The sequence below is a fragment of the Limnospira indica PCC 8005 genome (assembly GCF_000973065.1).
In the GTDB taxonomy this organism is placed as follows: domain Bacteria; phylum Cyanobacteriota; class Cyanobacteriia; order Cyanobacteriales; family Microcoleaceae; genus Limnospira; species Limnospira fusiformis.
This window is the reverse complement of record NZ_FO818640.1, coordinates 74,614-94,640: the sequence shown is the minus strand read 5'-3', so window position 1 is coordinate 94,640 and position 20,027 is coordinate 74,614. Positions and strand designations below refer to the sequence as shown.

General features: G+C 46.2%; 16 protein-coding genes and 3 pseudogenes. 12 read left to right on the top strand and 7 right to left on the bottom strand.

Annotated features, from left to right (window positions below):
• Nucleotides 1-109 precede the first annotated feature (109 nt).
• The 3 genes from XZ46_RS00450 to XZ46_RS00440 all read left to right on the top strand — a co-directional run bounded on the left by XZ46_RS00450 (nucleotide 110) and on the right by XZ46_RS00440 (nucleotide 4,069).
• Entirely contained in the window at nucleotides 110-952 is an 843-nt protein-coding gene (locus XZ46_RS00450) for a CIS tube protein (protein ID WP_008051739.1), read from the top strand.
• 18 nt (nucleotides 953-970) lie between these two features.
• The gene (locus tag XZ46_RS00445; RefSeq protein WP_008051737.1) at nucleotides 971-3,016 is read left to right on the top strand and encodes a VgrG-related protein; all 2,046 of its coding nucleotides are present in this window, start codon (nucleotides 971-973) and stop codon (nucleotides 3,014-3,016) included.
• 273 nt (nucleotides 3,017-3,289) lie between these two features.
• Nucleotides 3,290-4,069, top strand: a complete 780-nt coding sequence (locus XZ46_RS00440; RefSeq protein ID WP_008051736.1) for a TrmH family RNA methyltransferase — start codon at nucleotides 3,290-3,292, stop codon at nucleotides 4,067-4,069.
• Nucleotides 4,070-4,081: 12 nt separating this feature from the next.
• Here XZ46_RS00440 and XZ46_RS00435 read toward each other — a convergent pair whose 3' ends face one another.
• Nucleotides 4,082-4,372, bottom strand: a complete 291-nt coding sequence (locus XZ46_RS00435; protein WP_006622201.1) for a hypothetical protein — start codon at nucleotides 4,370-4,372, stop codon at nucleotides 4,082-4,084.
• Nucleotides 4,373-4,641: 269 nt separating this feature from the next.
• On the opposite strand from XZ46_RS00435, the gene lpxD reads away from it, so the two are divergent.
• From lpxD to XZ46_RS00405, 7 genes and pseudogenes are all read left to right on the top strand, one after another.
• Nucleotides 4,642-5,691, top strand: a complete 1,050-nt coding sequence (lpxD, locus tag XZ46_RS00430; RefSeq protein WP_008051734.1) for a UDP-3-O-(3-hydroxymyristoyl)glucosamine N-acyltransferase — start codon at nucleotides 4,642-4,644, stop codon at nucleotides 5,689-5,691.
• 573 nt (nucleotides 5,692-6,264) lie between these two features.
• The gene (locus XZ46_RS00425; RefSeq protein WP_006622204.1) at nucleotides 6,265-6,669 is read left to right on the top strand and encodes an AbrB family transcriptional regulator; all 405 of its coding nucleotides are present in this window, start codon (nucleotides 6,265-6,267) and stop codon (nucleotides 6,667-6,669) included.
• Between the two features lie 69 nt (nucleotides 6,670-6,738).
• Nucleotides 6,739-7,560: a radical SAM protein gene (locus XZ46_RS00420; RefSeq protein WP_008055214.1), complete on the top strand. Its 822-nt coding sequence runs from the start codon at nucleotides 6,739-6,741 to the stop codon at nucleotides 7,558-7,560.
• A gap of 1,129 nt (nucleotides 7,561-8,689) precedes the next feature.
• Nucleotides 8,690-9,081, top strand: a pseudogene (locus XZ46_RS27760) (zinc ribbon domain-containing protein); the annotation flags it as partial.
• Nucleotides 9,082-9,356: 275 nt separating this feature from the next.
• The gene (locus tag XZ46_RS00415; RefSeq protein WP_035759958.1) at nucleotides 9,357-10,028 is read left to right on the top strand and encodes a DUF3318 domain-containing protein; all 672 of its coding nucleotides are present in this window, start codon (nucleotides 9,357-9,359) and stop codon (nucleotides 10,026-10,028) included.
• A 527-nt stretch (nucleotides 10,029-10,555) separates the two neighbouring features.
• A complete protein-coding gene (locus tag XZ46_RS00410; RefSeq protein ID WP_228116440.1) occupies nucleotides 10,556-12,586 on the top strand; it encodes a DUF3769 domain-containing protein in 2,031 nt (676 codons plus the stop codon).
• The gene (locus XZ46_RS00405; protein ID WP_006668598.1) at nucleotides 12,579-13,067 is read left to right on the top strand and encodes a hypothetical protein; all 489 of its coding nucleotides are present in this window, start codon (nucleotides 12,579-12,581) and stop codon (nucleotides 13,065-13,067) included. Before XZ46_RS00410 ends, XZ46_RS00405 begins: the two co-directional genes overlap by 8 nt.
• Nucleotides 13,068-13,317: 250 nt before the next feature.
• Here the strand turns inward: XZ46_RS00405 and XZ46_RS00400 are convergent, their stop codons facing one another.
• Nucleotides 13,318-13,836, bottom strand: a complete 519-nt coding sequence (locus XZ46_RS00400; RefSeq protein ID WP_006622212.1) for a phycobiliprotein lyase — start codon at nucleotides 13,834-13,836, stop codon at nucleotides 13,318-13,320.
• Nucleotides 13,837-13,965: 129 nt separating this feature from the next.
• On the opposite strand from XZ46_RS00400, the gene petP reads away from it, so the two are divergent.
• Together petP and XZ46_RS00390 are read left to right on the top strand one after the other, a co-directional pair.
• Nucleotides 13,966-14,169, top strand: a complete 204-nt coding sequence (petP, locus tag XZ46_RS00395; protein WP_006622213.1) for a cytochrome b6f subunit PetP — start codon at nucleotides 13,966-13,968, stop codon at nucleotides 14,167-14,169.
• Nucleotides 14,170-14,330: 161 nt separating this feature from the next.
• Nucleotides 14,331-15,422, top strand: coding sequence for a Get3/ArsA fold putative tail anchor-mediating ATPase NosAFP (locus XZ46_RS00390; protein ID WP_006622214.1), 1,092 nt, complete (start codon nucleotides 14,331-14,333; stop codon nucleotides 15,420-15,422).
• A gap of 128 nt (nucleotides 15,423-15,550) precedes the next feature.
• On the opposite strand, the gene XZ46_RS00385 is transcribed toward XZ46_RS00390, so the two are convergent.
• From XZ46_RS00385 to XZ46_RS00370, 5 genes and pseudogenes are all read right to left on the bottom strand, one after another.
• On the bottom strand, nucleotides 15,551-16,660 hold the full coding sequence (locus tag XZ46_RS00385) for an RNA-guided endonuclease InsQ/TnpB family protein (protein WP_230428132.1): 1,110 nt from the start codon (nucleotides 16,658-16,660) through the stop codon (nucleotides 15,551-15,553).
• Nucleotides 16,623-17,228 (bottom strand): annotated as a pseudogene (locus XZ46_RS27755) (IS607 family transposase). The gene XZ46_RS00385 and the pseudogene XZ46_RS27755 overlap by 38 nt, the downstream one beginning before the upstream one ends.
• Before the next feature lie 155 nt (nucleotides 17,229-17,383).
• A complete protein-coding gene (gene mreD / locus XZ46_RS00380) occupies nucleotides 17,384-17,947 on the bottom strand; it encodes a rod shape-determining protein MreD (protein WP_006622216.1) in 564 nt (187 codons plus the stop codon).
• Nucleotides 17,948-18,016: 69 nt separating this feature from the next.
• On the bottom strand, nucleotides 18,017-18,811 hold the full coding sequence (mreC, locus tag XZ46_RS00375) for a rod shape-determining protein MreC (RefSeq protein WP_008051723.1): 795 nt from the start codon (nucleotides 18,809-18,811) through the stop codon (nucleotides 18,017-18,019).
• A 60-nt stretch (nucleotides 18,812-18,871) separates the two neighbouring features.
• Nucleotides 18,872-20,000 (bottom strand): annotated as a pseudogene (locus XZ46_RS00370) (RNA-guided endonuclease InsQ/TnpB family protein).
• Nucleotides 20,001-20,027: the final 27 nt, after the last annotated feature.

Below are 20,027 nucleotides of genomic sequence, written 5' to 3'. Positions count from 1 at the left end.
TCGTATTTATCAAAAAGTATGGTATTATCATAAATAATTGACTATAAAAAGTCCGAATCTTAATTATGTATCATCTTGATTGTTGTTAAATTTTACAAGTGGCTTAATTATGACAAAAGAGAATTCATGGCTCAGTAATTTGGCTAAGGATGTCGCGACAAGTACAGCCGATATTGCCTTGCTTCAAGAAGCAGCTAGATATGACAAAATTCGAGATCAGCAGTATTTAGCTCTAGAGACAAGGAAAGAGTCTGACGCCAGTTCTCTTTATCAAAGATCTGGGTTCAAAAGTGGTAAATTGGTCAAAGCTGCTCTGATTCCTAGAAGTGGAGAAGGCGCTAAAATTATCAGGTTCCAGTTTAACCCTACAGACTTGCAGTTAAGTAGGTCTGTTTCGATTGAAGATATCAAGGGAGCGCGGACAAGTAGAGGTTTACCGAAGGTGAACTTTGGTTTTGTAGAACCCTACCAATTGACGTTAACTGATCTGGTGTTTGATACCTATGAAACCGGTGAAAATGTATTGAATAAAATCCAGCCTATTCTGGATACTGTAGACTTCAGTTCTTTTAAAGATCCATTTAGTAAAGAAGGCGGCTACAGTGAAAGATTGGTCAAAGCTAGTGTTACTAATACTGTAATTCAATCGGCTGTATCTAGCCTGTCTAGTAACTTGTTAGGGGTGAATGCGAATGCCATGGAGGTGGCTGAATATGGTGGGGGAGATATTGAAACACAAGCCCTAGAGCTGCGACGACCCCCGGTTTACTACTTAATTTGGGGGGATAAAAATTATATGCGTTGTATGGTGGAAAGTTTAGATTATAAATTGACGATGTTTAAACCAGATGGTACACCAGTACGCGCCCGAGTGACGATTAAGCTGAAAGAAGTGGATCTGGGGGTTGCCGATCGCAGTTTTAGTGAGCGTCGTAAAATTATCAGTAAATAATAACATATCATTGTAGCCATGGCAAGCGATCGCAGTCTGTATGTTTCCAGTCCTCTGTTGCAAATTGAAGGAGCCGACCAATCATCCCTGTCGGCTTTAATGAATGATTTGCTGCAAATTTCGGTAGAAGAGAGTTTGCACCTACCGGGGATGTTCACACTGGCTATCAATAATCCCTACGTTCCGGTAGATGACGAAAGCCAAACATGGCAACACGATCCCCTGCTACAAATTGGCAAAAAAGTCAAGATTGGTTTTCAAGGTAGCACAACGGAGTCGCCAGAATTCAACCAAGAACAAAAAGACTACATTATCGAAGGCGAAATTACCGCGATTGAAACCCACTTTACCAGCGACACCCAAGCACCGATTATAGTTCGGGGTTATGACATTTCCCATCGTCTGCACCGAGGGCGTTATAACCGTTCTTTCCAGGACTATACCGATAGTGATATAGTTGTCAAAATCGCGAGAGAAGTCGGAATTGAGCAAGGGAGAATCGATCCGAGCGGAGAAAAACAAGCCTACGTTTTTCAGGAAAACCAGACCAATATGGAATTCCTGCGGGACAGAGCGGCTAGAATTGGATTTGAATTATTTGTTCAAGATGGGAAACTATTTTTCCGTCGCCCCCAGGGAGGGGATATTTTGAGACTGAAATGGCTAACAGACTTTGAAAGTTTTCGAGTCCGAGTCACCAGTGCGGAACAGGTTGACTCAGTGGAAGTGCGAAGCTGGGATTATACTAGAAAACAGCCGATTGTCTCGGTAGCCGATCGCTCGGAAAAAATCACTCAAATCGAGGGTAATTCCCAGGAGGGGTGGTCGAGTCAGTTTCAACGGAGGTCATCAGGTGGCGCTCCCTTAACCACGGGACTTTTTGGCAGCAACTTCCCGCCGCCGAAAATGATTGTTGTAGATCAGCCTGTTTCCAGTCCCAAAGCGGCGGACTTGATGGCTCAAGCCCTCTATAACGAACTCGAGGGAGAATTTGTGCAAGCCGACTCCCATGCTCCGGGAAACCCGAATATTCGGGTAGGGAAAGTGGTGGAATTAACTGGAATGGGGCGTTATAGCGGTAGATATTACATTACCGAAACCCGCCACCTGTATCAAGAAGGGAGATACAGCACGGAATTTAGTGTGAGGGGGTTACGGGGCGGTTCAATTTTGACAACCCTTTCCCCCAAAATAGGTTTGAAACCGGGGCAAACCCATCTAGTGGGTATTGTTACTCATAACTATGACCCAGAGGGTCTTGGGCGTGTGCGAGTGAAATTTCCGACCCTGACCCCAGAAGGGGACGGGAGCGCCCACGCCAGCGCCTGGGCTAGGGTTGTGGGTCTTGGTGCTGGACGAAACCGAGGCTTTTACTGTCTCCCAGAAATTAATGATGAGGTGCTAGTGGCTTTTGAACATGGAGATATCCACCGTCCATACTGCATTGGTGGGGTATGGAACGGCAAGGATAGTCCCCCAGACCCGGTTGAGGAGACTATTTCTAATCGGGGGAAAGTGCGGCTGCGAAGTTTCACTACTCCCAGCGGCCATAAAATCCAGTTTGTGGAGGAGGATCTAAGTCGGACTAGCCAGGATGGGGTGTATATTCAAACCAGTGGCGGTCATCAAATTAGGCTTAATGATAGCGATCGCAGTATAGAGATAGTGACATCTGGCCATCAGCGCATCCGCATTGATGATCGTACCCGCAAAATTGACATTCAAACTGCTAACGTCAACGTGACCGGAGCTGTAACAGCCGCGGCTTTAATGGTCGGCGGGACGGGGGGGATGAATGTGGCCGATGCGATCGCTAATTTGGCGGCGCAGCAACAACAGCAACAACAGCAGTTTCAGGATTATGTTAGAACCCAAGAGGCGCGCGACCGCAGCCAAAACCAAACCACCGCCGCCCTCAACAACCAGCTTCAGCAACAGCAGCAGAACTTCCAGAACTTCCTCAACCAACAAAACCAGCTAGACCAACAGGAAAACATAACCACAGAGGAACTCAGACGACAAGTACAGGAGGCGCAAGCACAGGCTAGGAATATGAGGTTTTGATATAGCAATGGGCGATCGCCTATTAACCAGGGAACCGCATCGCTGGAAAGAGCTTGACAGAGTAGGCGATTTCCTGGTATTTTGTCGGCATAAACCCAATAATTGAGTATTCAAAAACATAATTTTTGTCCCCATCCGATCAGATCAAAGTGGTTTTTCAGTTTCCGAAAAGGGGAGACCATCAAGGCAGAAGAAAACATCAAACCAGCCAAAAGTTTGTCTGAGTAAATGAGACGATGCCCAAATCCAATTTGCGCCCCCACGTCAAGTTAAATGCTAACCAGCCTACAAAACCCCTTAGTTAAGCAAATTCGCCAGTTACATACAGCCAAAGCCAGACGAGAGGAGGGACTATTCATCCTAGAAGGAACCCACCTAATAGAGGCGGCTTGTGCTGTGAATTGGGAGATCATCACCCTTTGCTGTACCCCCCAATGGCAGGAACGTCACCCGGAACTGTGGGAATTGGCAGTAAAAACGGCAGATCGCACTGAACAGGTGAGCGATCGCCTGATAGTAGCCATGACCACCACAGTCAACCCTGACGGAGTAGTAGCGATCGCCCGCCGCCAAGACCAAACCCCAGTTCCCATCACCAGTTTAGGCCTAGTCCTAGAAACCGTGCAAGATCCTGGCAACCTAGGAACCATGATCCGTACAGCCACAGCCGCCGGAGTTGAGGGATTATGGTTAAGTAGTGATAGCGTTGACCCAACCCATCCCAAAGTCCTCCGCGCCTCTGCTGGTGCTTGGTTTGAGGTTCCCATAGCCGTCCATTCCGACCTGATCACCCAACTAAGCAATAGTCAGAAACAGGGTATACAAGTTGTAGCCACCCGCGCGGACGCTTCCCTAAGCTACTGGGAAATTGACTTGCGCCAACCTACAGCGATCGTCTTGGGAAATGAGGGTTCTGGCTTATCCCCAGATTTAAACAGCCTCGCTGACTATCATATTAGGGTCCCTCTGTTGGGGAATGTTGAATCTCTGAATGTGGCTATTTGTGCAGCCTTGATATTATATGAAGCGCAGCGTCAACGACTCGACACTTAACCCGCCTTCCAGTTAATCTTCCTCTGATTTTGTTTCCCGGAGAGTCTCTGAACTAGAAGGGTGTTCCTGTCGGCTTTCCAAAAACTGCTCAATGTCCGAAATAGCCTCCTCAAGTTCCGACAGACTAATAGGACTCGAAGGATAATGATCTCTCCGGCGTTCCACGGGGGAATGATCGAGAGAGAGGGCTTCCTCCGATGACTCATTTTCTTGTTGGAATGCCTCAAGTAACTCCTGTTGAAAGGATTTAACGAACTCTTCGGCAGCATGACGACGCATATCGCGCTGGTGTTTATCCGTCATGATCAACTCCTATTAGGGGTGGAGATAGGTTTTAGCAGCCTACCCCTGCCATTCCAAACTGTGCCATAGCACAGCATCCCCATACTATACCGCAAAACTGACTCATGGCGATAACCTAGCGTCATGACATCAACAACAACCCAAAAGCTATCGGTTTCTCCTGTCGTCGGGCTTGAAGTCGGTTAGCTTTGGGGAAAACCAGCCCCGGAATGTCCCGTGACGCACACAGATTGGCTATTCTCTAAAGGTTACTATAACTTTGATGAGCGATGAAATTTAGTGATCTCCTACAGCAATTAAAAGATGGAGTAGTTAGCGACAGTCTCGAATTGAGCGATCGCACAGATCCCGTTATTCATGGTGTAGCAGCCATTGATGAGGCTCAGGCTGGTACTCTCAGTTATATCGAAGGACAAAAGTTTGCCCATTATTTGGCTACCACGAAAGCTGATGCGGTGATTTTGCCTGTTGATGAGGCTTTACAAGCTCAAGCGATCGCAAAAGGACTAGCTTGGATGTCCACAGAATCCCCACGTTTACTATTTGCGAGGGCGATCGCCTTATTTTATCAACCCTATCATCCTAGGTCGGAAATTCACCCCACAGCAACCATTGCACCTGATGTTAAACTCGGTTCCCGTGTGCATATTGGTCCCCATGTAGTGATTCGGTCTGGGGCGAAAATCGGCGATGATGTCTGTATTCATCCCAATGTCGTCATTTATCCCCAAGTTCAAATTGGCGATCGCACAATACTCCATGCTAACTGTACTATCCACGAACGTACTGAGATTGGCGCAGATTGCACTATTCATAGTGGCGCAGTCATTGGCGCTGAAGGTTTTGGCTTTGTCCCCACCCCAGACGGTTGGCTAAAAATGGAACAATCAGGAATTACGGTACTTGAAAATGGCGTGAGTGTAGGTTGTAACAGCACCATAGACCGTCCAGCCGTCGGAGAAACTCGTATCGGGAGCCAGACCAAATTAGATAATTTAGTCCATATTGGTCATGGCTGTAAGATTGGTTCTGGTTGTGCTTTCGCCGCGCAAGTCGGGTTAGCTGGTGGTGTCACTGTTGGCGATCGCGTTATTCTCGCCGGTCAGGTGGGAATTGCTAATCAAGCTAAAATTGGTAATGGTGCGATCGCTACCGCGCAAGCTGGTATTCACAGCGATGTTAAACCAGGCGCTATTGTCTCAGACTCCCCAGCCATTGACAATAAACTTTATCTGAAAAATTCCGCCATTCGTAAACGACTCCCCGAAATTTATCAAACCCTCAAACATATTCAGCGCCACCTCGGCTTGGATCAATAAAATAGGGGGTTTCATACCATAATGACTCTCCCGGCGGGAACTTCAGTATAGTTAGATCGGGCTGCTATACTGTTTTCCCTCCCCCATCTCCCTTGGATATCTGCTAATTTGTAACAGGCTTTTTTAGAACTTGGATAACTGTAACAGGCTTTTTTAGAACTTGGATAACTGTAACAGGCTTTTTTAGAACTTGGATTAGACCATAATTGCCGAATATTGTGCAACTGTCTTCAGTGCCACAATTGATGCTAAACAGCTAAGATTGAATGATTGACGTATTAAAAAAGATTTCTAGCCCAATAGATATCCCCAGATAAGGCTCACAGATACCGATAATCTAACTGTGTTTGTCAAAATGATTGTTTTAAAGATATTATGGTGTTTGATGCGGGTAAAAACTGCATCAGGCATCCTTAGTTAACTCGGAATCACCCAAAAATATCTGTCATGTTACCATTACCGGACTAAGGAAATGGTTAGCTGAACTTGAGAAGGTTTACTGATTCATAGATAATTAAGGAATGCTACAGAGTAAGTTTATTAATACTTCCGAGTTATAAAAGGTATTTCGCAATGTCACAAGCAGCAACAACCCCGTTAGTCGGAAAGGATTTGCTTCAAAAAGTCAAAGAACTTTCAGATATTCCCCGGCGAGAAACCGCCAGACTGTGCGGGTATTACACCATAAAAGATGGTGAAGTCAGGGTGAATCTCACGGATTTTTATGATGCTTTACTGGAAGCGCGGGGAATTCCCTTTAATTCAGAGACTCCCAAAGACGGTAGGGGTCGGGATGCTACCTATACGGTCAGTGTTCACAAAAATGGTCAAATTGTGATCGGCTCGACTTATACTAAGGAAATGGGATTGGGAACAGGTGATGAGTTTGAGATTAAACTAGGATATAAACACATCCATCTGATTCAGGTCCAAGAAAACGGTAAAGTAACCAGTTGGGCTGAATCAGAGGAAGAATAGTAATCAAGAGAGTTCCCACCGGATGGTTAGTGGGACTCTTGCTGATACCGGTTTCGGGGGAAATTTCTGATGATTGATTCGACAATTGCATTACACCCATCATTCACCCCGGTCTATGGTCCGGTGTCCTCCTGGCGTTATGGGCGATCGCTAGGAATTGACCCAATTGGGGTGGTTTCTACCTGTTCATTTAACTGCGTTTACTGTCAGCTTGGGGAAATTGAACAGAAAACGAGCGATCGCATGATTTATGTACCATGCGCCGAGATTTTGACCAGCCTAGAAAATTTTGCCCCCTGGTCGGTAGATGTGATTACCCTCAGCGGTAGTGGTGAACCGACATTGGCCGCGAATTTGGGAGAAATTTTAACAGGAATTAAGACCTTGACCGCGCGCCCTACTCTAGTTCTGACTAATGGTACTACCTTAAATGACCCCCAGGTGCGATCGGATTTGGCGATCGCAGATAAAGTATCTATCAAACTAGATGGGGTATCATCAGACCAACTCAGACGGGTGAACCGACCTGTCCCCGGTATAGACTTCGACCACATTATCGCCGGACTACTGGAATTTCGCCAGCACTATCAGGGAGAAATAGGGATTCAAACCATGCTGCTTTCTCCTTGGGACGAGTCTACCAGAAGAGAGTATATTAGCTTAATAACTGCTGTTGCACCTAGGGAAATCCAATTAAACACCCCTACCCGTCCTAAACCAGTACAACGACAACTCGATGGTCGTGAAAACCATACATCAAGCGCCAATCGTCCTTATCAAGTGCGCGCGCTGCGTTGCGTAGTTCCCGAAATTCTGCACCACTTCGCCCAAGAAATTGAGCAAAAAACAGGTATTATGGTCAGAACAGCGCCAATTCCTGCCACAGTTTAAGTTGAGAATTGTCGCTAATTGGCGGGTGTTGTTGATTAGAGGGGGATTCACTGGTTCCGAACTAGATATTTCGGGAAATATTTTTCTAAGTATGGTAGTCTATGGAGCATGATTTAATCTCAAATTAGGTTAACATTTGACGGCAATACGGTATAATACCAAGTATGGGTGCGAGACGTTTAGGAGTGAAATAGGGATGCAATGCCCGAAATAGCCTCCTAGTGGGACTTCCACCCCTTTGTGGAATATAAGGGATTCACATCCCTGACCATCCCATAACTGTTTATATGTCCCGACGCTTGGAGAAATCTGAGCAAGGCAGGGGACTCAAGGTCATAAACAAACTGAGAAATCAGGGAGTAGAGAGTAAAGGCGATAGCCACCCCCAGTTTCAGGATACACAACCTTGGGATTGAAGCGGGGAACGGAAGGCGTGAAGTAGAACCTACTACCAAATGCGACCACTGCCAACCATCCATGACTAGGGAAACCGAATGTCTGGCTTGAACCATCGTCATTATTGAGTAGCGTAATAGGTTGCCACGCTGCGCTCAAAAGAGCAAGGGGAAAAGTAGGGTTTTCCATACAACACCTACACAGACCTTTTTAAGTACCCCGGTGGAAAGGACAAGTCTAAAGATGGAATGCCCATATAAACGGAACGTTTAAACCCCTTTTTTTAGGCTCTCGGCAGGTACATCTTGTTGAGTAGTGAAAGTGTAATCGTATGCCTTTAAGGGGAAGGGATGTGACTGAAAGCCAATGCCTAATTGTAATGGTTAGGATATGCCCACTAGTCACGGTGTAGATATAGTTACTGCAATCAACAGGAGTTTAACGGCGAAAGCGAGTTTAAACACTACGATGTTGTATTTAGCTCCAAAAGTTGAAGTACAAAAGCAGGGGTTGGTAACCCTGTTCCCGTTGCCAAGGGGTATCTACATCAGGAGCCGTGTGATGCGAAAGTATCAAGCACGGTTTTGAATGGGAGTAGGGGAAGGCGACTTCCCTCTCGACCCCTACCTGCGAGACCTTCGGGTATGAAATCGAGCTGAAATGGGCGTGGGGACTACCCGGTGAGGACTTCAACCCCTTGGTTAATTGGGTCGCATCCCTGGCTATCCCATAACACAGCCTGATTTTTTTGCCCCCCTTCGAGACTTCCAATATGGTTGCCAAGGTGAAGCGTCTAATCAGGTCTAAGACTGCCCGCGCCATGCTGAAATGGGCGCATTATCGATTCAAACTAACCCTGAGACATCAAGGGGAAATAACTGAACAGTTGTAGATGTGACCGAAGAATACACCAGCAAAACCTGTACTCACTGTGGTCATGTCCATTCCCAGCTAGGTGGCTCAAAAGTGTTCCGATGTCCGGAGTGCGGGTTCAATCTACCACGGGACTGGAACGGTGCTTTGGGAATCTTTCTAAAAGCTTTGCGGGATACCGCCTCTGTTACCTTAACGGGTAATAGTGCTATCGTCGCATTGTCCGGGAACAACCGGAAAAATGTCGCGTAAATGTATCAGTTAAGCCATAACCAAAGGTGGTTTGCCGAACTATCAAGTAGCTGACTATAGCTATATTGCAGTCAGCAGTTGAATAGGCCACCAGAATGGACTCAACAATAGCGCTTTTAACCTAAGTGTTAAAGGCTCAATGAGTGACACATCATCTGGCGTGATTACTTCACTTCAGATGGTGCCATACTCAGAAACTTCCCGCCCTTGGCAGGATTTTTCTGGGTTGAATGTATCTGTGTCAGAATAGATATAAACTGCATAGAGCGGGAACCATGACATCATACGCAACCTCGACCGCCAAATCTGAAATGAGCGAACTCCGGCGACTGAAAAGTTTGCTACCCCCTGAATTACAGAGTTGGGTAACTGTGGAGAAAACCATTGAGGTTAACCCGCTATTGATTCGCTCAGAAGAAATTGGCAAAGATCAAGTAGAGATTCAAATTGATTTAGTTCGCTGGGAACAACTAGCCCTAGACCAGCGTAACCTGTTATTTTGGCACGAAGTCGCCCGCATTCAAAATGATACTATCCCCAGAGATGGCTGGGAAATGGCAGCCCTGGCTATTGGTTTAGGGGGTGCGGTGGGAGAACTGTGGGTACAGGATGGACTGCTGTTATTGCTGGCTCTGGCTCTGTGTGGAGTTTCTGGCTATCGCTTGTATCAGAAAAATAATGGGGAGCGAACCCTTATCGAAGCGATCGAAGCTGATGAAAAGGCGATCGCGATCGCATCTCGTTTTGGTTATACACTCCCCAACGCCTACAAGAGCCTTGGTAGTGCCTTAAAGACGTTAATTGAACAAACACCCAAAAAGCGACAAAGAGCCCGTTATGAAGCACGTTTACAGGCTCTCAAGCGCAGTGCGGCTAAAGCTAAAGCCAGGGTGAAAGGTAGTAGTCCAGATTCTTCATCCTCCAGTTCCGAGAGCATTTACGGATAATGGATGATCATGTAGGGGCGGGTTCCAATGTTCAGCCTATCTGGAGGCGAGAAGATTGATAAACCCGCCCTCTGTCTCGGCTCTGTGGGTTCGACAGTGGCGACTATCTGGGGGCGAGAAGATTGATAAACCCGTCCTCTGTCTCGGCTCTGTGGGTTCCACGGCGGCGACTATCTGGGGGCGAGAAGATTGATAAACCCGCCGTTTGGGGTGACGGAAGAGATCCGGCGAGGATAAGTAGATATACTGCGTGAAGCGGACTTGATATGATGCGAATATGTTAGAACCGAGTTTGTCAGTAAACTATGCCCTATCCGGTCCCGCCTCCTGAACCACCAGCGATTATCGAAACCCTTGTTAACCCAAGCCCCAATCAACCGCCCTCATATCAGAGCTGGAATCAACCGGAGTCTGGTTCAAAAGGATATATACAGCATAATCAAACGATCTCCTACGTTCTACCATCATCCTACGTTCTACCATCAAGCCCAAGCTCGGAAATAAAGCGCGAATCATCAGCAGCCCTTTTGGGTGAGCCCATTACCCGTAACTGGTCAGATATTTACGGGAACACGGGATTGTATCTAATTCCGAACACTGGACAAAGGGAATTAGAATTTCCCCAAAATGCGATCGCCTCCTCATCGAGTTACGGGATTAATAGCAGCCAAAAATTTACACATTTCGATCCCCATCGTCCCCTATACCTAGCCCAAACAGAACCTACCCCGTCAGAGGAGATTGAGATACCAGTAATTCCCCCCACAGACTTAGTAGAAGTCACAGCCGCCGAACAGGAATTTGACCAACAGCGACAAATCATCACGGCTAGAGGGAATGTCAGAATCAGATTTAGAGAAACCCTGATCGAAGCAGACCAAGCCCAAGTCAACCTTAGCACCCGTCAAACCGCCGCCAGGGGAAATGTCGCCCTACAAAGGGGGGAACAACTGGTTCAGGGGAGCCAGATGGAATATAACTTTGTGCGTAGTACCGGAGTCATCTACGAAGCGAGAGGAGTAGTTGTCACCCAATCGACCGCCTCTGACTTTGACATAGAACAACCAACCAACCTGACCCCTGCGCCCATTTTTTCCGGGTCTCTGTCAGATACCCTGACGGAAGCGCAACCAGTGACGGAAGTTACCACCACCGGAGAGACTCAAATCCAGGTAACTGGTGCTGCTTTCCCACAAGTTGGGGGGACTGTAAATCGTTTAAGGTTTGAAGCCGAACGCATCGATATTCAACCTAACGGAGAATGGGAGGCTACTAATATCCGCATTACTAATGACCCTTTTTCGCCCCCGGAATTGGAACTTAGGGCGGATAATGCTCAATTAAGGCGGATCTCTCCCCTACAAGATGAACTGCTGACAAGTCGATCGCGTCTAGTGTTCGACCAACGTTTCTCGATACCGCTATTTCGCGATCGCACTATTATTGACCGTCGCCAAAGGGAACCGAGTCCCCTAGAATTTGGCTATGACCTGAGAGACCTCGATGGTTATTTCGTCCAGTGGAACCTAACCCCCATTGAAGTAGGACCGTTAGAATTAAAAGTAGCTCCCCAGGTGTTACTACAGCGGGCTATTTCGGAAAGTTTATCGCCACTTGACCCTCGATTTTATGGCTTGAACACCCGCTTATCTGGTCGCATTACCCCCACTACTTCAATAGAGGGACAGTTCAAAATTAGTAACTTTGAAGACTTCCCCAACCTAGGGGAAAACGCCTACAGGGGGAGATTAAGGGTTCGCCAATCATTAGAAGATTACACGCTCACCGGGGAATATAGCTATCGGGAACGGATATTTAACGGAACTCTGGGGTCACAAACGGTACACCGTAGTTTTGGCGCGGTTCTGACAGTACCTAATATCTTGATCGGACCATCAGGAGGATATGTTAATTTTCAAACCGGCTACCAAGCCATAGAAGCGAATACCGATCGCTTTGACCTTCTGGAGGCGGAACGCGAAAACGATCGCATCAGTCGCCAACGCTTTCAAACTGTTGGTACTCTGATCTATCCAATTCCCCTGTGGAATGGTTCGGCTCTCCCTGCTACGGCTTCCGAGGGACTCAGATACACTCCCAGACCTGTCATCCCCTTTGTGCGTCTGGTGGGAATTGCTAGAGGAGTGGCTAGTCTGTATTCTGAGGATGAATCCCAATTCTATCTTAGTAGTAGTGTGGGTATTCAAGGACAGCTAGGGCATTTTTCCCGCAGCTATCTGGACTATACGGGTTTCAGTGTATTCTATACTCAAGTGGCGATCGATGGTGCATCTCCCTTTTTATTCGATCGCATGGTAGATCAAAGAATCCTCACTTTGGGATTAGTTCAGCAAATTTATGGAGGGTTAAGGGGTGGTGTAGAATCAGCCATTAATTTAGATAGCGGTTTAGCCTTAAATTATGAATTTACCTTAGAATACAGTCGGCGCACCCATGGTGTCATCCTCAGAATTAATCCTGTCCAAAGACTGGGAAGTTTCAGTCTTAGGATTAGTGATTTTAACTGGACTGGGGATTCACCCCCTTTTGATGATTAGCCGTATGAGCCTATCACCCGCAGAACAAGCCGAAGTCCTGCTTAATCATTACAGTTTTGATCTAGAGGGAAAAACCTCAAGTCAAATTATTATAAATTGGTCGGAAATATATGATGTGAATTGGCTGCATCTTGCTGTCATCGAAGCTCTCTATTTGGGGCGTTATAAATCTATTTCAGTCCAGCAAATACTAGAGCTATGGAAACGCCGCAATCAGCCAATATATCACTTTAATTCAGAGTTTGAGCGCTTAATTTGCAATAAATTACCCCATGCTTTTAAGGATTATAAAATTGTTGAAAATTCCATACAAGAAATCAAAGGGAAGGAAAATCCACCTGTAAACGAAATACCAGCTCCGGAAAAACCAGTTATTGAATCTCTCCCAGTGAGTGAGATCACCCCGACTCTGACGCTCCACTATTCAGACTTTTGTGCCAAATTGCAAGCTATTATCGAAAATAGTCAAACTGATGAATAATAGATACAGTTTGTTCGGAAGTCGCTTCAAAAATTACCCTGACCCTAAAGCCCTCTCCCCGGGGGGAGAGGCACTTAGACAAGTAAGCCATGATGACTGAAAGGGCTGTATTTCAAAGCAGAGACAAGTGGTAGCTTGTCTCTACGACGGGGAGCCATTTAGCTGGGGTAATTATCAATTATCAATTGTCAATTGTCAATTATGATGTAGGGGCTGATTACCCAGGGAATATTAAAGGGGTTATGTTTTTTTACTTTAAACCCATGCGAATTTCCGAGCAAAAAGAAGCCAAAGCCAATCCATTACTATAATGAACAATACTGGTTCGCAGGCGTAGATTAGGAATCAAATACCAGATCCTCTCCTCAGCTTTAAACTGATCAGACTCAAGCCATAAAGTCAAAACATCATCCTTACCCATGAGATAACGACCCATTAATTGAGTCTGGCGATCGCCCCCCTGCTGCAAAAGTTTTCCTTGTAGGGGACTGTCGCTGACGACTAGGGGAACCAAAACCGCCGAACCTCGTTGCTGATCAGGATTTGATTCTATAGTCCCTTCCCAAGTCAACTTTAAACCCTTAGCTACCAATGCCGTGTCAACGCCATGATGGGAGCAGATGTCTATAACAATAGCATCATCAGGGGAAAGGGCTTCCATGACCAAATTAGATTTACCCGCCTCCAGGCTACCGGAAGTCAAATTGTGTACAGTCCGCTGAGAAAACCACTTTCCCGCACTCAACTCAAAAAATTCGACAATATCCATGATTTTCGTCCATTGCAATTAACCAACAAATAGCTTAAACACTTTGGTTATTCAACACAACTGCTAAAAAGGCGGACCGGATAACTGATAAACTGTGGATTGGTTCAATACCCAAGGAGAACACTGGAAGTGGCAATCGAAATCGGTCAACGAGTCAAAGTCCGGCGCATTAGAGATCGCATACCGGGAAATATCGTTACTCAACTCAAGCAAAATCCATTTGGAACTGTCAAAGGCTTTAAAATGGTCGATGGCAGTGGTATTGGTTTTGTCGTCCAATTTGAAAATAGTCTATCGACTTGGTTTTTTGAAGATGAGCTAGAAAATGCTTAATGACAATCCATTATCCGCGATCAGCGGCTCAGGTGCGGTTCCTGGGATAGGATAAATAACTAATCCATGAGCGATCGCGTAAGGCTTAGGTAGCATATATCGCCTCTCATGGGGGGGTTTTACCTAGACTGCGCGATCGCCAACCATATAGGAAATCATTGATGGCTGTGATTCTGACATTTTTGGGTAAGGGTGGTACAGGTAGAACTACAATGGCGATCGCCACCGCTAAAGGACTCGCCGCCCAAGGTAAAAGGGTTTTACTGGCCACCTCCGACAGCGGGCCAGGACCATCCCTGCTACTGGGAACTCCTTTGACTACGACACCCACCCCTGTAGAAACTAACCTAAAAGCAGTACAATTCCAGTGCGCTGCTTTACTGGAAAGCAGTTGGGAACAACTCAAGACACTAGAGGCGCAATACCTACGCACTCCCTTTTTTAAAAACGTCTACGGTCAGGAATTGGGGGTATTACCAGGAATGGATAGCGCCCTAGCCCTCAATGCCCTGAGAGAATATGATCATAGTGGCGATTATGATGCGATCGTCTATGATGGCAATAACAGCCAGGAAACATTAAGGATGCTGGGAATGCCAGAAATTCTCAGTTGGTACATCCGAAGATTTCGGCAGGTATTTCTGGACTCGGACTTAGGAAAAGCACTATCTCCATTTGTGCAACCCATTGCTAGTACGGTGTTAAGTGTGGATATCTCTGGGGATACCTTCGCCGGACCTACTAAAGAAATGAGCAATGTTCTGGAACAGGGAAAATCCGCAGTATCAGACCCTAACCGAGTTAGTGCTTATCTGGTGACTACGGAAGATGAAGTGGCGCGGGCTACGGCTAGTTACCTATGGGGAAGCGCTCAACAGGTAGGCTTAACTGTGGGTGGTATTCTCCTCAACCAGAGCCAACAAACCAGCTATTTGGCTGACAGCTTCGCCCCCCTGACGGTTACAGCCATTCCAGAAGCTGCTTCCAACTGGGAAACTTTAATCAAAGCCCTACCGGACTTTAGCCAAGCCACCAGCGCCCCGCGTTCCATCTCTATTGATGTCGCGCGCCGTCATGTCACCCTATTTTTACCAGGATTTGATAAAAAACAGATCAAACTCACCCAATATGGTCCTGAACTGACTATTGAGGCTGGAGATCAACGCCGTAATATTTTGCTACCTCCTTCCCTGACTGGTCAACCTGTAACTGGGGCTAAATTTCAAAATGGCTATCTGATTGTTTCTCTTTGACCTCATGGTAGGGTGCGTCAGAAAAATTTCTAATAATTAATACCAGAAAAATCTGACCTGACGCACCACAAATGCGACTGCTGAATCGACCCCTACGGCGATCAGCCCAACTAACTTGTCTGATACATTTACGCGACATTTTTCCGGTTGTTCCCGGACAATGCGACGATAGCACTATTACCGGTTAAGGTAACAGAGGCGGTATCCCGCAAAGCTTTTAGAAAGATTCCAAAAGCACCGTTCCAGTCCCTGGGTAGAGTGAACCCACACTCAGGACATCGGAACACTTTTGAGCCACCTAGCTGGGAATGCACATGACCACAGTGAGTACAGGTTTTGCTGGTGTATTCTTCCGTCACATCTACAACTGTAGTTCCAGTTATCTCGGCTTGATGTCTCAGGGTTAGTTTGAATCGATAATGCGCCCATGTCAGCATGGCGCGGGCAGTCTTAGACCTGATTAGACGCTTCACCTTGACAACCATATCGGAAGTCTCGAAGGTCGGCAAAAAAATTAGGCTGTAGTTGTGAGTCAAGTAGTGAGCAATTTGTTTGTGGGCTTCATCAACTAGATTGCGGATTTTGGTTCTCATTCGTTGAGCCGCTTGCCTCATCCGTCGCCTTCTTGAACGACAGGGTTCCTTGGCGATTCGGCTCATCAAATCATCCAAATGTTGACATAGCCTAGTAATGCGTCCAATATCCCCGGAGCCCAATTCCAGAAATCGTGAACCATCAAACCCGGTCATAAAAGTTCGGACGCCCGGGTCTAATGCAATCACGCCAGTAGCGTCAGTTGGGGTAACGGCAACTGGTTCAGGGAAAATCGCCAACCATCGACCTTTGGTAAACACCAACTGAGTCCCTTGCCCGCAAGCTTTAGGGATGGGTTCGGAAACCATGAAAATTAATCCTTTCGTTAGTCTTGGATACCAACTCCCTGAAGAGAAATTAGCATCGTTAAACTTGATGGCTTGAGAACTAGCCCGACAGCTCCTAAACCTTGCGCCAGGACTGGCTGAAAAGGCGAGATAGGCATCAAAGATAGCATTCTGCCGAATATGGCCGGGTGTTTCTTTGACCCATGCAGGCAAGTCGCTCTGCATCACTTCGTTGCGTAATTTCAGTTTGCTTAGTTGTTTACCACTCCGGGATAATGCAATTGCTTGGTTGTAGCAATACCGACAAGCGGCCAGCCATTTACGCCAGACTTGATTTAGCTCGGGGCTGGGGTAAATCCGGATCTTCTTTGACCTGAGTTTTGTATTTACTCCGTCCGTATAATCTGGAGCTAAAGCAGTGGAGGAGGGCGAGGATGTCCTCAACCATTTCTGGTTCTGGACTGAGACTTGTCTCGTTGAGAACCATGAGTGAGCAACTGTTTTGCTCACAGAGCCATCGAAACAAGTCAAATCCCCATATTGCCAATCAGTCTGGGTGGGCAACGACAACCATGCGGACATCTCCTGACAATTGATGTCCCAGTAAGGCCAGCATTTTCTTTCCCTTGAAGTTGAGCCCGCCTCGGATTTCTGAGACGACTTCTGCTTCGGGGTAGAGGTTGGACAGTGCGGCTACCTGTCGGTTGAGGTCTGACTGCTGGGCGCGGCTACTAACTCTGGCATAGATAACGACTTTGCGTTTGTCACTGCCTGATTTGGCAGTATATGACTCAACGTTGTATCGTCGTTGCCCAGCGGGGGTTCTGATGGTCTCGATTGAGCCATTGTCGTCCCATCTGCGGAGTGTTCTTTCATGGACTCCAAGGATTTGGGCGGCTTCCTTGGGTTTGACATATCTGGCAATAGGTTTATCCTCAACTCTTCTCGCTTATTAGACCCTATTGCCCTAAAATATTAACCTAATTTGAGATTAAATCATGCTCCAAATAGCTTTTATTGCGATCGAGAGGGGTTTGGTTTGAGTTGGGCAATTAGGACTTGCTGCATTGGGGATTAGCTTTAACGGTTTCTCAGAGATGGGATTTGATGATATTTTTGGTGGAATTTCCACCAACGACTGAGGGGAAAGTAGACTACAGGAGCCAATAAACTACTGAGTATGGCTGAACTGATGGCAATTTTTTGGCGATCGCTCCAAATGTCTGCCAAATCATTTGTAATGGTTCCTAAGCCCCATTGGCTAAATTGTAAGGCTCTGATCATCTCGACAATGATCGCCATGCCAAATACAATCATAGCCACGGAGATAAAATCTTCTTGGATATTCTTGAGCACCAATTTAGAAAGTACGAAGGTGATGACAGCAGCAATGACTAATGGAACCGCATGGCTTGGCTGTGGGGCGCTGATGCTATCACTTAGGAAACCCATAACTAAACCAGCAATAATAGCTTGTGGAAGCGATCGCCTGAGACTCCAAGCTACTAACCAGATGACCGGCCAATTAGGACCAATACCAAACATATCAACACCAGGGACTTCAACCAGCATCAATAAAATACAGGCGATCGCAGAACCCACATTAATCAGAGCATTGAGTAATTGGCCAGTTGTGATATACATTTAAATCTTAAAAATTGGATTATCCAAATCATTTGTATGGGGGGGTTTACCAATCATCTGAACTCGCCCCTACTCTGGGGGTGATGGGTTATTCAAGGCTGAAGACTGTTGCTCATTTTGGTAAACCACCACCCACTCTAAGGAATCAAGGGGAGCAAAAAATGCGATCGCCGCCTCTGGTCCTGTGGCTTTATTAATATCGACAGATACCACCTTACCCACTGGCCAACCCGGTGGTAAGATTTGGCTAAATACCGAAGTTGTCACCACATCTCCCGGTTGAACATCAGGAACAGTATTAAAAAACGCCAGAACTCCCTGATTGTTATTGAGACCCTGCAAATAACCCATCTGGCGACTGCGGGCCACCGCCACACCAATACGACTGGTAGGGTCAGTCACCAGCAGAACTTTACTGGTGTTGGGGGTGACACTAATAATGCGTCCCACTAAACCACCTGGTCCCATAACTAAGGCATTTTCTTTAATACCCGCTTGACTTCCCCGCCCCAAAGTTATCTGTTGCCACCAATGGTCAGGACTACGAGCAATCACCGGAGCCACCACACCTTTAAAATTAGGTCTAGTAGAAACATAGTCCACCAGTTCTCCTAACCTTTTGTTTTGCTGTTCCAATTCTTCAACTCTAGCTTCAAGTCCTTGGATAATAGGATTAAGGGACTCAGCTTGTTGTTGTTGTTCCAATCTTTGTTCAGATTGAAGTTGAAACGGGCGAGTTATCCAATAATAGACCTCAAACAGTGCTGCACCTTGGGTTTGTCTTACCCATAATGCTGTGAAAACTGCTAAACTCAGCAGTGCTAATTGTGAACCGTATCGATTCCACCAGGTGCGTGTACCCATCTATTCCTGCTGCTGCTCTATAAAACTTAAACAAAACCGGATATAGCCGGATATTGATGTTTATTTCTTGCTTCGTCCGGGACTGTCGGCAGCACCCCGTCCACAAGTGTAATCGTCGGAAAGAAAGCGATTTTTCTAAATTTATACTGGCGTTCAAATCTCTATCAATCTTCAAGCCACAGTTTGGACATTCAAAAGTCCGACGGACTAGGGGCATTTTTTGACGATAACCGCAATTAGAACACAGTTGACTGGATGGATAAAATCTATCGGCAATAATCAACTTTGAACCATAATGTTCTGCCTTGTCACCTAGTTGCCGACGGAACTCATAAAATGAAGCATCAGCGATAGAACCCGCCAAACCATGATTTTTCAGCATACCTGACACATTCAAATCTTCAATGACTACTTGGCTGTGGTTCTTAGCCAAAAAAGTAGTGATTTTATGAATGGTGTCCCGCCGAATGTTTGCTACTCTTTGATGTAGCTTTTGAACTTTTAAGAGACATTTGGCCCAATTTTTCGAGCCTTTGACTTTGCGACTTAAATGACGTTGTAATCTGGCTAGTTTTTTGGTGGCTGCTTTATAAGCCTTGGGATTAGAGAATTGGGTCCCATCGGAGCAAGTCGCCCAATTGTTAATTCCTAGGTCTACCCCGATTCTCTCTCGATATTTCGGTGTAATTTCTGGCGTGATTTCTACAAAAAAGCTCATATACCAGTCCCCTGCTTGGCGCGTTAGGGTGACTTTCTTAACCCAACTTTCGGGTAGAGCCTCAAATGTAGAAACCCAGCCCACAAAAGGCAGCTTATGGCGAGTTCCTGACAGATTGAATGGCTTTCCAGAATTGTCAAGCGTAAAACTATCATGGTGGCCTTTCTTCTTAAATTTAGGATAACTGCTTATTCCCTTGAAGAAGCGCTTAAAGGCATCCCCTAGATTAATGAAGGCATATTGATCAACTTTAGAAGACAATTCAGACATCCAAGGATATTGAGGTTTTACATAATGAGTAAAAACCTTTTTGATGGAGTTGACGTTAGGCTTGAGTCCCTCTTCATAAGCTGACATCCATAAGTGTAATCCCCAATTGAACACAAATCGAGCATACCCCGCGTGTTTGGCCATCAAGGTGGCTTGACGGTCATTGAGTTTTAGTTTGGTTCGGAAAGCTTTGTAAGGCATGATTTGATTGTACCATGAATCCGACTT